Raw genomic sequence first — 12,661 nt, forward strand, 5'->3', positions numbered from 1 at the left:
GGCAAATTGCTAGCGTGCGTGACCCGTTGCCAGGCGTTTTTCCAGCGCCTGGCTGTATTTGGACATGGAGAAGCAGAAGACGAAGTAGATCAGCGAAATGAACAGGTACGCTTCCACCCCGAATCCGCGCCATGCCGCATCGGACAAGGCTGCCTTGGCCGCCAGCGTCAGGTCGAAAATGCCGATGATCACCACCAGCGACGTGTCCTTGAACAGCGCGATGAAGATGCTGACCAGCGGCGGAATCACGATCTTGAGCGCCTGCGGCAGGATGATCTTGCGCATTTGCTGCCAGTAGTTCAGGCCCAGCGAATCCGCGCCTTCGTACTGTCCCTTCGGAATCGCCTGCAAACCGCCCCGCACCGTTTCCGCGATGTAGGCCGCGGCGAACATGATGATGGCGATCTGCGCGCGCAGCAGCTTGTCGATCGAAAAGCCTTCCGGCAGGAACAGCGGCAGCATCACCGACGACATGAACAGCAGGCTGATGAGCGGCACGCCGCGGATCAGCTCGATGTACACGACGCACAGCGCCTTGATCGCCGGCATCTTCGAGCGCCGGCCCAAGGCCAGCAGCACGCCGATCGGGAACGCGAAGGCGATGCCGAACGTGGACAGGATGAGCGTCAGCGGCAGGCCGCCCCAACGCGCGTTTTCCACGTAGGTCAGCCCGAACACGCCGCCCCACATCAAGAGCGCCACGGCCGTCAGGCCCACGGTCCAGATGACGGCAAGCTTCCAGTTCCAGAACCGGCGGATGCCGCTGCAGACGATCACGCCCACCAGGATGACGGTGGCGATCAGCGGCCGCCATTGTTCATCGTACGGATAGGTGCCGAACAGGATCAGCCGGTGCTTTTCGATGATGAACGCCCAGCAGGCGCCGCCCGAGGCACGGCACTCCTGTGCGTTGGACGCGGTGAAGTTGGCCTTGATGAAGGCCCATTCCACCAGCGCCGGCACCGCCATCAGCAAGAACCACGCGAGCAGCACCGTGATGAGGATGTTCAGCGGCGACGAGAACAGACGCGTCCTGAGCCACGCCCAGGCTCCGGTCTGGTTGCTGGGCGGCGGCAGGGCTTCGCTGGGGGTATGCGTAGTGCTGCTCATATCAACGCTCCACCAGCGCGATGCGCTTGTTGTACCAGTTCATGAAGATCGAGATCGACAGGCTGACCGTGAGGTACGCGCCCATGATGATGAGAATGCCCTCGATGGCCTGGCCTGTCTGGTTCAGTGTCGTGTTCACCACCGACACGATGTCGGGGTACCCGATGGCCACGGCCAGCGAGCTGTTCTTCGTCAGGTTCAGGTACTGGCTGGTCATCGGGGGGATGATCACGCGCAGCGCCTGCGGCAGGATCACCAGGCGCAGCACCTTCGAGCGCGGCAGGCCCAGCGAGCCCGCGGCTTCCCATTGGCCGTTATTGACCGCCTGGATGCCCGAGCGCACCACTTCGGCAATGAACGCCGATGTGTAGATCACCAGACCCGCCAGCAGCGCGGCGAATTCCGGCGACAGCGTCAGGCCACCCGAGAAGTTAAAGCCCTTGAGCTCAGGCATGTCCAGCGTCAGCGACGCGCCGCTGACCAGCCAGCCGATGAACGGCAGCCCGATCAAGAGACCAATGGCCCAGCGGCCCAGCGGGAACATGTGGCCGGTGGCCTCATGGCGCTTCTTGCCGTAGTGGCCCAGGATGATGATCGCGACGATCGCCAGTCCCAGCCCGGCCAGCATCCAGTCGAGCGAGTTGCCTTCCAGCGCCGGCACTTTCAGGCCGCGGTTGGAAATGAACACGCCCGGCAGCGGATTGTGCGCCTGGCGCGGACCCGGCATGTTCTCGGTGATCAGCGCATACCAGAAGAAGAGCTGCAGCAGCAGCGGCACGTTGCGCATCACCTCGACATACACAGAGGTGATCTTGGCCACGAGCCAGTTCTTGGACAGGCGGCCGATGCCGATGAGCGTGCCCAGGATGGTCGCCAGCACGATGCCAAGGACGGCGACGCGCAGCGTGTTGAGCAGGCCGATCACGATGGCTCGGCCGTAAGTGTCAGAGGGGGAATAGGCGATGGCGGTTTCGCCGATGGCAAAGCCCGCCTCGCGGTTCAGGAAGCCGAAGCCCGTGGCGATGTTGCGCACGGACAGGTTGTGGAGCGTGTTTGAAACCAGGAACCACACGGCCCAGGCTACCGCGGTCAGCGCAATTACCTGGTAGACCACGGAGCGCACGCCGGGATCATTCCAGTTCAGACGCCGTGGGGGTGCCGAAATCGGGGCGTTTTTGTTGGGAGTCATCATGATGAATCTACAGAAGTCGGACACCGGGTGGCAGGCCCGAAAAGCCGCGCCACCCACTTCTGCCGCCCGCCCGAAGGCGGGTTAGGGCCTGTCCAGAATACACGTCCTGTGCAGACAGGCCCTAGGCATGACGGAGAGCCGTGCTCCGCCATGCCAGGCAGCCGCGCGTCAGCGCACCGGCCAGCCGTACATCAAGCCACCTTGCTTGTACGAAGCGTTCAAGCCGCGCTCCAGCTTCATCGCGCTGTTCTTGCCCAGCGTGGCTTCGAAGCTTTCGCCGTAGTTACCCACGTTCTTGATGATGTTGTAGGCCCACTTGTCGTCCACGCCCAGGTTCTTGCCCATGCCCGGGGTCACGCCCAGGATGCGCTGGATGTTGGGGTTGGGGCTCTTGAGCATTTCGTCGACGTTGGCCTTGGTGATGCCGTATTCCTCGGCTTCCAGCATGGCGTTCAGCGACCAGCGCACGATGTTGAACCACTGCTCGTCGCCCTGGCGCACCATGGGGCCCAGCGGTTCCTTCGAGAAGTCTTCCGGCAGGATGACGAACTTGTCCGGATTCTCGAGCGTCGTGCGGGTCGAGGCGAGCTGCGACTTGTCGGTCGTGAACGCGTCGCAACGGCCGGCCGAGAAGGCGCGGATGATTTCGTCGTACTTGTCGATCACGACCGGCTTGAATTCGATCTTCTGGCTGCGGAACCAGTCGGCGAGGTTCAGTTCGGTGGTGGTGCCCGGCTGCACGCAGATGGTGGCGCCGTTCAGTTCCTTGGCGCTCTTGACGTTCAGGTCCTTGGAGACCATGACGCCCTGGCTGTCGTAGTAGTTCACGCCCACGCCGATCAGGCCCAGCGTCGTGTCACGGGTCAGCGTGACGGTGGTGTTGCGGGTCAGAACGTCGACTTCGCCGGATTGCAGCGCGGTGAAGCGTTGCTGGGTGTTCAAGGGCGTGAACTTGACCTTGGTCGCGTCGCCGAACATGGTCGAGGCGATGGCGCGGCACATGTCCACGTCGATACCCTTGTATTCGCCTTTGCTGTCAGCGATGGAGAACCCCGGGATGCCCGTCGAAACCCCACACTGGACAAACCCTTTCTTCTTGACGTTATCGAAGGTTGCGCCCGCATTGGCAGCCGAGGATGCAGCGAACAGGGCAGCGCCAATGGCAGCGAGTTTCAGTACTTTCATCGTGATCTCCGTGTGGGATGAAGCGAATCCAAAGCAAAGGCCGGGTTGGGCCCACGCATGGGGCGGATGGTAGCCTCCGAAAAGCACGCGGCGCATCCGGGAATTCCCTTGAAATATAGGGACACTGGATGAAATGAAACGCTGTTTTTGACTAAAAACAGGGACGCGCTTTCAGATTTACGAACATGTGTTTCAGCCGGCCGAATGATGCGCATAGGTTCCGGCCGCGCCAAGAGATGTAGGCCACCTTACTGTCCCCGAGTTACTATGGCGGCTTAATCTGACAGCCGCCATGATCGAATTCCAGCACGTATTCAAATCGTATGGTCGCGGCCGCAATATTCTGGCCGACATCAACTTCCGCGTGAGCGCGGGAGAGTTCGTTTTCGTATCGGGGCCATCCGGCGCCGGCAAGTCCACGCTGCTCAAGCTGATCGGCGGTCTTGAGCCCGCCAGCCGGGGGTCCATCCAGGTGAACGGGCAGCGGCTGGACAAGCTGCCGGCCCGCGCCCGGCCCTACCTGCGCCGCGCGGTCGGCGTCATCCTGCAGGACACGCACCTGCTGTTCGATCGAAGCGCGTTCGAAAACGTGATGCTGCCGCTGGCGGTCCAGGGTCACCCCTGGGATTCCGCCGCGTCGCGCGCGCGCGCCGCCCTGGACAAGGTCGGCCTGTCGGGCAAGGAAGACCTCAACCCCATCGAGCTTTCGGGCGGCGAACAGCAGCGCCTGGCCATCGCCCGGGCCATCGTCAACCGGCCCGCCATCCTGATTGCGGACGAACCCACCGCCAACCTCGACCACGACAACGCGCAACGCATCATGAACGTGTTCCGCGACTTCAACCGCGTCGGCGTCACCACGCTGATCGCCTCGCACGACCAGGAACTCATGGCGCGCTACGCCACCCGCACCCTGCGGATCGAGCCGGGCAAGTTTGCCGACTCCCACGGCCCCGCCACCCCCACGGACGGCATGGCCGCACAGGCAGCGGCGGCACGCGCGGCCCGCACCGAGCCAGGCTTCGGTCATCCGGGAGAGTCCGCATGAACGCCTGGCTGCGGCAACATCGCTACGCGCTGCTGGTCACGCTGCGCCGGCTGATCAAACAACCCTTCTCGTCGCTGGCCAACCTGCTGGTCATGGCGCTGGCGTTGGCGCTGCCGCTCTTGGGCAGCGCCATCCTGGTGTCGGTGCAACCCGTGGCGCGGGAAATGTCCGTCACGCCGGAGGTCACCGTCTTCATGCGTGTGGACGCCCCGGCGGGCGCCGCCGCGGACGTGGCCAAGCGCATCAAGGACGATTACCCGCAGGACGTGCGCGCCGTGCGCGTGGTGGGCCGCGAAAGCGCCTTGGCCGACCTGCGCGCCAACCCCGCCTGGCAGGAGGCGCTGGCCGTGCTGCCCGGCAATCCGCTGCCCGATGCGGTCGTCGTCACGCTGGCCGATGGCGACAACCTGGCCGGACGCGCCGACACGCTGGCGTCGGCCTGGAAGCAATGGAACCATGTGGACCTCGTCCAGCTGGACAGCGCCTGGGTCCAGCGGCTGGAAGCCATCCTGCGCTTCGCGCGGATCGGCCTGGGATTCCTGGCCGCGTGCGTGGCGGTCGTGGTGCTGGCCACCGTCTTTAACACGGTGCGCATGCAGGCGCTGTCGCAACGCGAGGAAATCGGCGTGGCGCGGCTGGTCGGCGCCACCGAATCGTTCGTGCGCCGGCCGTTCCTTTACTTGGGTGCGCTGTCCGGCGCCCTGGCTTCCTTGCTGGCCATCGGGGTCGCGGCGGTCGCGCTGTCGCCCCTGAACGAGGCCCTGCTGGGACTGGCCCGCAGCTACGGGGCGGAGTTCGCCCTGCACCTGCCGGGCGCGCCGGTCCTGATCGGCGCGGTCGTCGCCTCCGCCGCGCTCGGCGCACTGTCTGCCCGCTGGTCGGTCACGCGCAGCACCCGCTTCTGACCCCGCCGCGAGGGGCGGCCCGCCCCCTCGGGTCCTGCCGTCCGCGCCCGGCCCGCCGTCTGTGTCTTATCTGCCGGCGGGTCTAAAGGTCCGTTTGAAGCCCCTTCCTCCCCGTGATCCGGGGAAAGACCCCCAAATGCCCTGTGTACGATGACTGCCTGCCATCCGTGCGGGCCGTTTTGCGTGCGGGGAACAGGTACAAGTTCCAATAAACGACGCTTTGGTCGTATTTACACAGTTTTCTTCCAAGCGCTGCCGGGATATGCAAGAATAAAGCGACATTTTTGTACATTTTTTGTCACAATTACCGCTTCCGCTCGCATCTCAGTGTCTCAATCGCCGTTTTTGCCCAGATATCCGTCCCATGGCCGCTCTTGAAGCCCGCGCAACACGTCACTACTACGACAGCGCGTTCCAATCTCAGGCAGTGAAGGTGCTCCCCAACGAGTACTACGTCACCAACGAGAACATGATGATCTCGACCGTGCTGGGGTCCTGTGTGGCGGCGTGCATCCACGACCCGGTGACGGGCGTGGGCGGCATGAACCACTTCATGCTGCCCGAGGGCGACATGCAGTCCCCCGCGTCGGCCACCATGCGCTATGGCGCCTTTGCGATGGAAGTGCTGATCAACGAGCTGCTCAAGGCCGGCGCCTCGCGCGACCGCCTGGAAGCCAAGGTGTTCGGCGGCGGCGCGGTGCTGGCGGCCATGCAGCAGATGAACATCGGCGAGCGCAACGGCCAGTTCGTCCTGAACTACCTGAAGACCGAAGGCATCCCCGTCAAGGCGCAGGATCTGGGCGACGTGCACGCGCGCCGCATCAATTATTTCCCGCGCGACGGCCGGGTGATGGTGCGCAAGATGGCGCCGCACCACCAGCGCGCCGAAGAGATCATCGCCAAGCGCGAACAGGAAGCCGCGCAAAGCGCGGCGGCCAAGACCGCCACGCCGCAACGGGTCGAGCGCTTTGCGCGGCCGGGCGTCGAACGTTTCGACCGTCCAGGCGTTGAACGGCTGAACCGCCCCGGCGTCGAGCGTTTCGACCGACCTGCCGCCCGCCCCGGCGTGGAACGCTTTGACCGCCCTGCCCGGCCTGGCGTCGAGCGCTTTGACCGGCCCGCGCCGGCCGACGCCGCCCCCGCGCAAGCGACCCGACCCAGCGCGGCGCGTCCCGGCGTCGAGCGCTTTGATACCGGACTGACCCGGCGTCCCAAGCCGTAACCCGGCCGGCCCGCCGCGCAGGGCGGCAGCGTGCAATAGCGGTTGGGCGTCCTACAATCTGCGCATGTCCACCCTCCGCCTCTTCTACGCGCTATGGCCGTCCCCTTCGCTGGCGGCGTCCCTTGCCGGTTGGGCGGAGCAGGCCAGGCTGACATGCGGCGGACGCGCCATGCGCACCGAGACGCTGCATCTGACGCTGGCATTCCTGGGGCCGGTCGACAGCGCCCTGGCCGATGAACTGGCCGCCGCCACGCCCGGCCGCGGGCTCGCGCCGGGCGACGTGCCGCTGGAACGCTATGGGGTGTTCAGCCGCCAGCGCATCCTGTGGGCGGGCCCGTCCGAGACGCCTTTCGGCCTGCAGCAAGCCCACGACGATCTCTGGCGGTGGCTGTCCGGCTACGGGCTCACCCCGCCCACCCAGCCTTTTCGCCCGCACGTCACGCTGCTACGCAACATCACGCAGGCCGAGCCGCCCGACGACGCGCCCGCGCCGCTGGCCTGGCACTACGACCGCATGGTTTTGGTCGCGTCCGAGTCGCTGACCGGCGGCAGCCGGTACCGCATCGTGGCGCAATCCCGGCCGCTCGGCGGCTAGGGCACAATCGTACGGTTGCCAATTCCTGGGACCCCCATGATCATCCTGCTGGATCAAGACGGCGTACTGGCCGATTTTGAACACGCCTTCATCGACGCCTGGCGCGCGCGCCACCCTGACGTCGCGCCCGTGGCGTTCGAGAACCGCAAGTCCTTCTACATCCGCGAGGATTACGCCCCCGAACTACGCGGGATGGCCGAGGCCATCTACACGGCGCCGGGTTTCATCCGCAACCTGCCGCCGGTCCCGGGCGCGCTGGAGGCCTTCAAGGAGTTGCTGGCGCTGGGCATGGACGTGCGGATCTGCTCGTCGCCGCTGTCCCAGTTTGAAAACTGCGTCGCCGAGAAATACCTGTGGGTGGAAAAGAACCTGGGCCGCGAGGCCACCAACCGGCTGATCCTGACCAAGGACAAGACGCTGGTGCAGGGCCACCTGCTGATCGACGACAAGCCGCATATCGAAGGCGCCGCGCGGCCGCGCTGGAAGCACATTCTGTTCGATGCGCCCTATAACCGTGAGGTGACGGACCGCCCGCGCATCAACTGGCAGAACTGGCGCAACGTGCTGGCCGGCGAGCTCTATACGGCAGACGCCTGACTCCGGCCGAATCCTGTTCAGGCGTCATCGTTTGGGACTATCCTGTGGAGTCGTACGCCCCACCCGGGAGGAGCCCGCGCCATGAATCTGTACCGCCTGCTCAAGCAGCGAGAAGCCGACCACAAGCCTCTGCGAGTCGCATTGTTGGGCGCCGGAAAGTTCGGCGCCATGTTCATGAGCCAGGCCCCGCGCACGCCGGGCATCCGCCTGGTGGCGGTGGCGGACCTGGTGCCCGACCGGGCCCGCGCCGCGCTGACCCGTGTCGGCTGGCCGGCAGGCGCGCTCAACGCCAGCAGCATCAATGACGCCTACAAGAACGGCAAGGTCTATTTCTGCGACGACGCGCGCACCGTCATCGCCAGCCCCGACGTCGACATCGTCATCGACGCGACCGGCCACGCCTCGGCCGGCATCACCCACGTGCTCACCTGCTGCGAATACGGCAAGCACATCATCATGGTCAACGTGGAGGCCGACGCCCTGGCCGGCCCGCTGCTGGCGCGCCGCGCGCGCGAAGCGGGCATCGTCTATTCGCTGGCCTACGGCGATCAGCCCGCCCTGATCTGCGAAATGGTCGACTGGGCCCGCGCCAGCGGCTTCGAGGTCATGGCCGCGGGCAAGGGCACCAAGTATCTGCCCGAATTCCACACCTCCACCCCCGACACCGTCTGGCCGTACTACGGCTTCACCGCCGAAATGGTGGCGGCGGGCGACTTCAACGCGCAGATGTTCAACAGCTTTCTGGACGGCACCAAGAGCGCCATCGAGATGGCGGCCGTCTCCAATGCCACGGGTCTTTTGCCGTCGCCCTCGGGCCTGCACTTTCCGCCGTGCGGCGTGGATGATCTGGCGCGCGTGCTGCGTCCCCGCGAGGACGGCGGCATGCTGCATCATCGCGGCCAGGTCGAGGTGATCTCGTCGCTGGAACGCGACGGCCGGCCGGTGTTCCGGGATCTGCGCTGGGGCGTGTATGTCACGCTTGCAGCCGACAGCGACTACGTGCGGCGCTGCTTTCAGGAATATGGCCTGGTCACCGATCCCAGCGGCAACTTCACCGCCATGTACAAGCCCTACCACCTGATCGGCCTGGAACTGGGCATCAGCGTGGCCAGCGTGGGCCTGCGGCGCGAGCCCACCGGCGCACCCGCAGGCTGGCACGGCGACGTCGTGGCCACCGCCAAGCGCGACCTGCAGGCCGGCCAGATCCTGGACGGCGAAGGCGGCTACACGGTGTACGGGCGCCTGATGCCTGCCCCCGATTCGGTCGAGGAAGGCTATCTGCCGCTGGGCTTGTCGAACAAGGTCAAGCTGAAGAACCCCGTGCGCCAGTCGCAGGCGATCCGCTGGCGCGACGTTGAGTACGACGAACGCTCGACCGCGGTGCAGTTCCGCCGCGAGATGGAGCAGACCTTCGCGTAGGCGCGGCCCCGCGGTCACACGGGCGCGGGGCGCTCCGCCTGAAACAACCGCAGCCGGTCCGCCGCGTTGCGCAGGTGCTCTTCGGCGGCGCGGCCCGCGGCGTCGGAGTCGCCGGCTTCAATGGCGGCAAAGATCGCCTGATGCTCGCTCTGCACGGCGGCCATGCGCTCGGCATACCTGCGCGCCGTGTTGTGGCGCGCGCTGCGGATGACGCGGCGCACGTTGGCTTCCAGGTAGTCGTTCAGCGCCACCAGGTGCGGGTTGTGCGTGGCCTGCACGATGGCCTGGTGGAATTGATAGTCTTCCTCGTCGCCCAGCTTGTCGTTGATGAGCGCGTACTCCATGCCCACCAGCGCCTGCCGCATCTTCTTCAGGTCGGGCTCGGTGCGCCGCTGCGCCGCATAGCGCGCCGCCGTGACTTCGATCGACAGCATCAGTTCCAGGATGTGCTCCAGGTCCTGGTTGTCGCCCGGCGTGGGCGCGGCGATGCGAAATGCGTTCTTCTGGAAATTCGGGTCGACGAACACGCCGCTGCCCTGCTGCGACGTGACCAGCCCTTCGGACTTGAGGCGGGCCAGGGCCTCGCGCACGACCGCGCGGCTGACCGAGTGCATCTCGGTGAGCTGCTTTTCGGTCGGCAGGCGATCGCCGGGGGCCAGCACGCCTTGGCGTATCTGGTCGGCCAGGGCGTCCGCCACCGCCGCCGATAGCGAGCTGCGGGGCGCGGCGCGCGCCGGATCGGGTTCTTGACTTGGCTGCATGTGGATCGTTCGAACGTGAGGGCGGCGCGCGGGCGCGTCGGCCATGGTTATAGGAATGTCTCGCGTGGTGGTCCCGACAGGCTGGTTCGCGGCAGCGCCCTGGAAATTATAGGTTTGCCGGTTTTTTTCCCGGCGCGCCGCGTTCTGGCACTTTACGCGATATAGATCCCGCCATTGACCTGCATGACCTCGCCCGTCACGAAGGCGGCCAGCGGCGAACACAGGAACGCGATGGTCCCGGCGATTTCCTCGGCCGTGCCAAAGCGGCGCAGCGGCGTGCTTTCCAGCAGCTGCGCGCCCTTCTGCCCGATCAGGTCGTGCGTCATGGAGGTGGCGATGATGCCGGGCGCCACCGCGTTCACGCGGATCTGCGGGGCCAGCTCCAGCGCCAGGCTGCGGGTGAAGCTTTGCACCGCGCCCTTGGACGCGGCGTAGGCGGCGTGCGCGTAGCTGCCGCGCTGCGCAGCCAGCGACGTCAGGAGGACGATCGAACCGTCGTGGCGCAGATGGCGTTGGGCGGCGCGGCACACGTAGAACGTGCCGTCCAGGTTCACGCGCATCAGCGTGCGCCAGGACTCGTCGCTGGTGTCCTTGACGAGCTGCTCGGGGTAGATGCCCGCGCAGTGGACCAGATGGTCAAGCCCGCCAAAGTGCCGGGCCGCGGCCTCGAACACCCGTTCGCAATCGTGCGGCACCGACACGTCCAGCGCGTGCGTGTAGACGCGCTGCCCGCTGGGATCGAGCTCGGCCGCCACTTCCTGCAGCCGCGCGTTGTCGATGTCGGTCAGCACCAGCCGCGCGCCATGCGCGGCCATGAGGCGCGCCGTGGCCAAGCCGATGCCATTGCCCGCGCCGGTGATGGCGGCAACCTGCCCTTCGAACGAAATCATCCTGTCTCCTGAAGCTGTTTTTGGCGGCCCGCGTCGCGTTCGCGGCAGCGGCTCGAATTCAGATTGAACGCCTGAATCGGTTGCTTGACACGAGAAAAACGCTTGCCCTATGATTTATCGGACAACTTAATAAAGTTGCCTGACAACTTGTTCGCCAAAGCGTAAATCAACTGCCGCTTTCAGGCAAGTCAGTCAGAAAAACACGGCGTCACGCCGCATAAACAGGCAGGGGACAACCAGGTGAACTTCACCGGCAGCATGACCGCATCCGCGCCCTCGGCACGTCCGACGGCGCACTTTCAGACGCCCCGGCGGCTTCATGCCCTGCCCGGCCGGCGCCTCGCCCCGGCGCCCCGCGCGTCCGCGGCCGGCGCCATTGCCTCATCTTCGCGCCACATCGCCTGCCCGCCCTCGCGGCGCGCGGGCGATGCGGCGTTCGCACCTGCCTGACCCACGCAAATCAACACACTCCCGCTCCACGGAGGAGACACGCATGAAATTGGCTTTCACCACCGGTCTGCTGTGCCTGGCCGGACTCGCCGCCACCGCCCGCGCCGCACCCGTCAAGATCGGCCTGATCGAAACGCTGTCGGGCCCGCAGGCCTCGACCGGCCTGATGTTCCGCGCCGCCGTCAAATACGAGCTGGACCGCATCAACGCCGCTGGCGGCTGGAATGGCCAGCCGCTGGAGCTGGTGGAGTTCGACAACCAGGGTGGCCCCGTTGGCGCCTCGGACCGTTTCCGCGCCGCGGCCGCCGAGGGCGTGCAGGTGCTGGTGCAGGGGTCGTCCTCGGCCATTTCGGGCCAGCTCACCGAAGACGTGCGCAAGCACAACCTGCGCAACCCGGGCAAGGAGATCGTCTTCCTGAACGTGGGCGGCGAAGCGCTGGAGCTGACCGGCCAGAAGTGCCACTTCTACCACTTCCGCTTCACCACCAACGCCGACCTGCGCGTGAAGGCGCTGGCATCCGTCATGTCCGCCGACGGCACGCTGGGCAAGCGCGTGTACGCCATAAACCAGAACTACTCGTGGGGCCAGGACATGGAAGGCGCGACCGAGCGCTTTGCCAAGGAGTACGGCTACGAGGTCGTGGGCAAGACGCTGCACGAGGTCAACAAGATCCAGGACTTCGCGCCCTATGTCGCGCGCATCCGCTCGGCCACGCCCGACACCGTGGTCACCGGCAACTGGTCCAACGACCTGTTGCTGCTCATGAAGGCCACGCAGGCCGCCGGTCTGAAGGTGCGCTTTGCCACGGTGTTCCTGGACCAGGTCGGCAACCTGGCCAACGCCGGCGAGGTCGCGCTGGGCCATTACATCGCGCACCCGTACAACATCGAGGCCGCCGGCGAGGAAGGCGCGGCGTTCGCCGAGGACTACAAGTCCAAGACCGGCCACTACCCCAGCTACACCGAGCCGCAGACCGTGATCGGCGTGCGCTTCCTGGGCGAGGCCTTGAAGCAGGTCAAGCCGCAGGACGGCAAGCTGCCGGTGCCCGAACTGGCGCTGGCGCTGGAGAAGGTCACCTACAAATCGGCGCTGGGCGAATACACCATGCGCGCCGAAGACCATCAGGTGCAGTTGCCGATGGTGGTGTCCAAGGTGGGCAAGAACGCCAAGTACAAGGCCGATGGCACCGACATGGGCTTTGAACCCGTGAAGGTGCTGGCCGCGGCGGACGTGTCCGCGCCGGTGCAGGGCACCTGCAAGATGCAACGTCCGAAGTGATGCCCGCG

General features: G+C 65.9%; 12 protein-coding genes. 7 read left to right on the forward strand and 5 right to left on the reverse strand.

The features are described 5' to 3' along the window. Positions 1–9 precede the first annotated feature (9 nt). From H4P35_RS24550 to H4P35_RS24560, 3 genes are all read right to left on the reverse strand, one after another. Entirely contained in the window at positions 10–1,110 is a 1,101-nt protein-coding gene (locus tag H4P35_RS24550) for an amino acid ABC transporter permease (protein ID WP_063954610.1), read from the reverse strand. A gap of 1 nt (position 1,111) precedes the next feature. Next, a complete protein-coding gene (locus tag H4P35_RS24555) occupies positions 1,112–2,302 on the reverse strand; it encodes an amino acid ABC transporter permease (protein WP_063954609.1) in 1,191 nt (396 codons plus the stop codon). Positions 2,303–2,470: 168 nt separating this feature from the next. Then, positions 2,471–3,487, reverse strand: a complete 1,017-nt coding sequence (locus H4P35_RS24560) for an amino acid ABC transporter substrate-binding protein (RefSeq protein WP_062841275.1) — start codon at positions 3,485–3,487, stop codon at positions 2,471–2,473. A gap of 292 nt (positions 3,488–3,779) precedes the next feature. Here H4P35_RS24560 and H4P35_RS24565 point away from each other — a divergent pair, with 292 nt between their 5' ends. From H4P35_RS24565 to H4P35_RS24590, 6 genes are all read left to right on the forward strand, one after another. Further along, positions 3,780–4,535 carry a cell division ATP-binding protein FtsE gene (locus H4P35_RS24565; protein WP_180097443.1) on the forward strand — a complete coding sequence of 252 codons (756 nt, stop codon included), beginning with the start codon at positions 3,780–3,782 and terminating at the stop codon, positions 4,533–4,535. Then, positions 4,532–5,440 carry an ABC transporter permease gene (locus tag H4P35_RS24570; RefSeq protein ID WP_063954607.1) on the forward strand — a complete coding sequence of 303 codons (909 nt, stop codon included), beginning with the start codon at positions 4,532–4,534 and terminating at the stop codon, positions 5,438–5,440. The genes H4P35_RS24565 and H4P35_RS24570 overlap by 4 nt, the downstream gene beginning before the upstream one ends. Positions 5,441–5,804: 364 nt before the next feature. Then, complete coding sequence (gene cheD / locus H4P35_RS24575) at positions 5,805–6,662, forward strand: chemoreceptor glutamine deamidase CheD (protein WP_226847348.1); 858 nt, start codon at positions 5,805–5,807, stop codon at positions 6,660–6,662. A gap of 64 nt (positions 6,663–6,726) precedes the next feature. Continuing rightward, positions 6,727–7,257 carry an RNA 2',3'-cyclic phosphodiesterase gene (gene thpR / locus H4P35_RS24580; protein WP_226847349.1) on the forward strand — a complete coding sequence of 177 codons (531 nt, stop codon included), beginning with the start codon at positions 6,727–6,729 and terminating at the stop codon, positions 7,255–7,257. Between the two features lie 36 nt (positions 7,258–7,293). Further along, the gene (locus tag H4P35_RS24585; protein WP_062841277.1) at positions 7,294–7,854 is read left to right on the forward strand and encodes a 5'-3'-deoxyribonucleotidase; all 561 of its coding nucleotides are present in this window, start codon (positions 7,294–7,296) and stop codon (positions 7,852–7,854) included. An 81-nt stretch (positions 7,855–7,935) separates the two neighbouring features. Further along, on the forward strand, positions 7,936–9,273 hold the full coding sequence (locus H4P35_RS24590; protein WP_175234831.1) for an NAD(P)H-dependent oxidoreductase: 1,338 nt from the start codon (positions 7,936–7,938) through the stop codon (positions 9,271–9,273). A gap of 14 nt (positions 9,274–9,287) precedes the next feature. Here H4P35_RS24590 and H4P35_RS24595 read toward each other — a convergent pair whose 3' ends face one another. Beyond that, positions 9,288–10,034, reverse strand: a complete 747-nt coding sequence (locus H4P35_RS24595) for a FadR/GntR family transcriptional regulator (RefSeq protein ID WP_056320473.1) — start codon at positions 10,032–10,034, stop codon at positions 9,288–9,290. A gap of 152 nt (positions 10,035–10,186) precedes the next feature. Next, positions 10,187–10,924 (reverse strand): SDR family NAD(P)-dependent oxidoreductase, encoded by a 738-nt coding sequence (locus H4P35_RS24600; RefSeq protein WP_175234833.1) that lies wholly within the window; start codon positions 10,922–10,924, stop codon positions 10,187–10,189. 493 nt (positions 10,925–11,417) lie between these two features. Here H4P35_RS24600 and H4P35_RS24605 point away from each other — a divergent pair, with 493 nt between their 5' ends. After that, complete coding sequence (locus H4P35_RS24605; RefSeq protein ID WP_226847350.1) at positions 11,418–12,653, forward strand: branched-chain amino acid ABC transporter substrate-binding protein; 1,236 nt, start codon at positions 11,418–11,420, stop codon at positions 12,651–12,653. Positions 12,654–12,661: the final 8 nt, after the last annotated feature.

It is taken from the genome of Achromobacter sp. 77, assembly GCF_020541125.1.
GTDB classification, from domain to species: domain Bacteria; phylum Pseudomonadota; class Gammaproteobacteria; order Burkholderiales; family Burkholderiaceae_B; genus Achromobacter; species Achromobacter mucicolens.

What these genes read in the sequence shown, in the direction of transcription:
- H4P35_RS24595 (WP_056320473.1), bottom strand. Translation starts at nt 10,034, where the DNA reads ATGCAGCCAAGTCAAGAACCCGATCCGGCGCGCGCCGCGCCCCGCAGC.
- H4P35_RS24560 (WP_062841275.1), bottom strand. Translation starts at nt 3,487, where the DNA reads ATGAAAGTACTGAAACTCGCTGCCATTGGCGCTGCCCTGTTCGCTGCA.
- H4P35_RS24585 (WP_062841277.1), top strand. Translation starts at nt 7,294, where the DNA reads ATGATCATCCTGCTGGATCAAGACGGCGTACTGGCCGATTTTGAACAC.
- H4P35_RS24590 (WP_175234831.1), top strand. Translation starts at nt 7,936, where the DNA reads ATGAATCTGTACCGCCTGCTCAAGCAGCGAGAAGCCGACCACAAGCCT.
- thpR (WP_226847349.1), top strand. Translation starts at nt 6,727, where the DNA reads ATGTCCACCCTCCGCCTCTTCTACGCGCTATGGCCGTCCCCTTCGCTG.
- H4P35_RS24555 (WP_063954609.1), bottom strand. Translation starts at nt 2,302, where the DNA reads ATGATGACTCCCAACAAAAACGCCCCGATTTCGGCACCCCCACGGCGT.
- H4P35_RS24550 (WP_063954610.1), bottom strand. Translation starts at nt 1,110, where the DNA reads ATGAGCAGCACTACGCATACCCCCAGCGAAGCCCTGCCGCCGCCCAGC.
- H4P35_RS24605 (WP_226847350.1), top strand. Translation starts at nt 11,418, where the DNA reads ATGAAATTGGCTTTCACCACCGGTCTGCTGTGCCTGGCCGGACTCGCC.
- H4P35_RS24570 (WP_063954607.1), top strand. Translation starts at nt 4,532, where the DNA reads ATGAACGCCTGGCTGCGGCAACATCGCTACGCGCTGCTGGTCACGCTG.
- H4P35_RS24600 (WP_175234833.1), bottom strand. Translation starts at nt 10,924, where the DNA reads ATGATTTCGTTCGAAGGGCAGGTTGCCGCCATCACCGGCGCGGGCAAT.
- cheD (WP_226847348.1), top strand. Translation starts at nt 5,805, where the DNA reads ATGGCCGCTCTTGAAGCCCGCGCAACACGTCACTACTACGACAGCGCG.
- H4P35_RS24565 (WP_180097443.1), top strand. Translation starts at nt 3,780, where the DNA reads ATGATCGAATTCCAGCACGTATTCAAATCGTATGGTCGCGGCCGCAAT.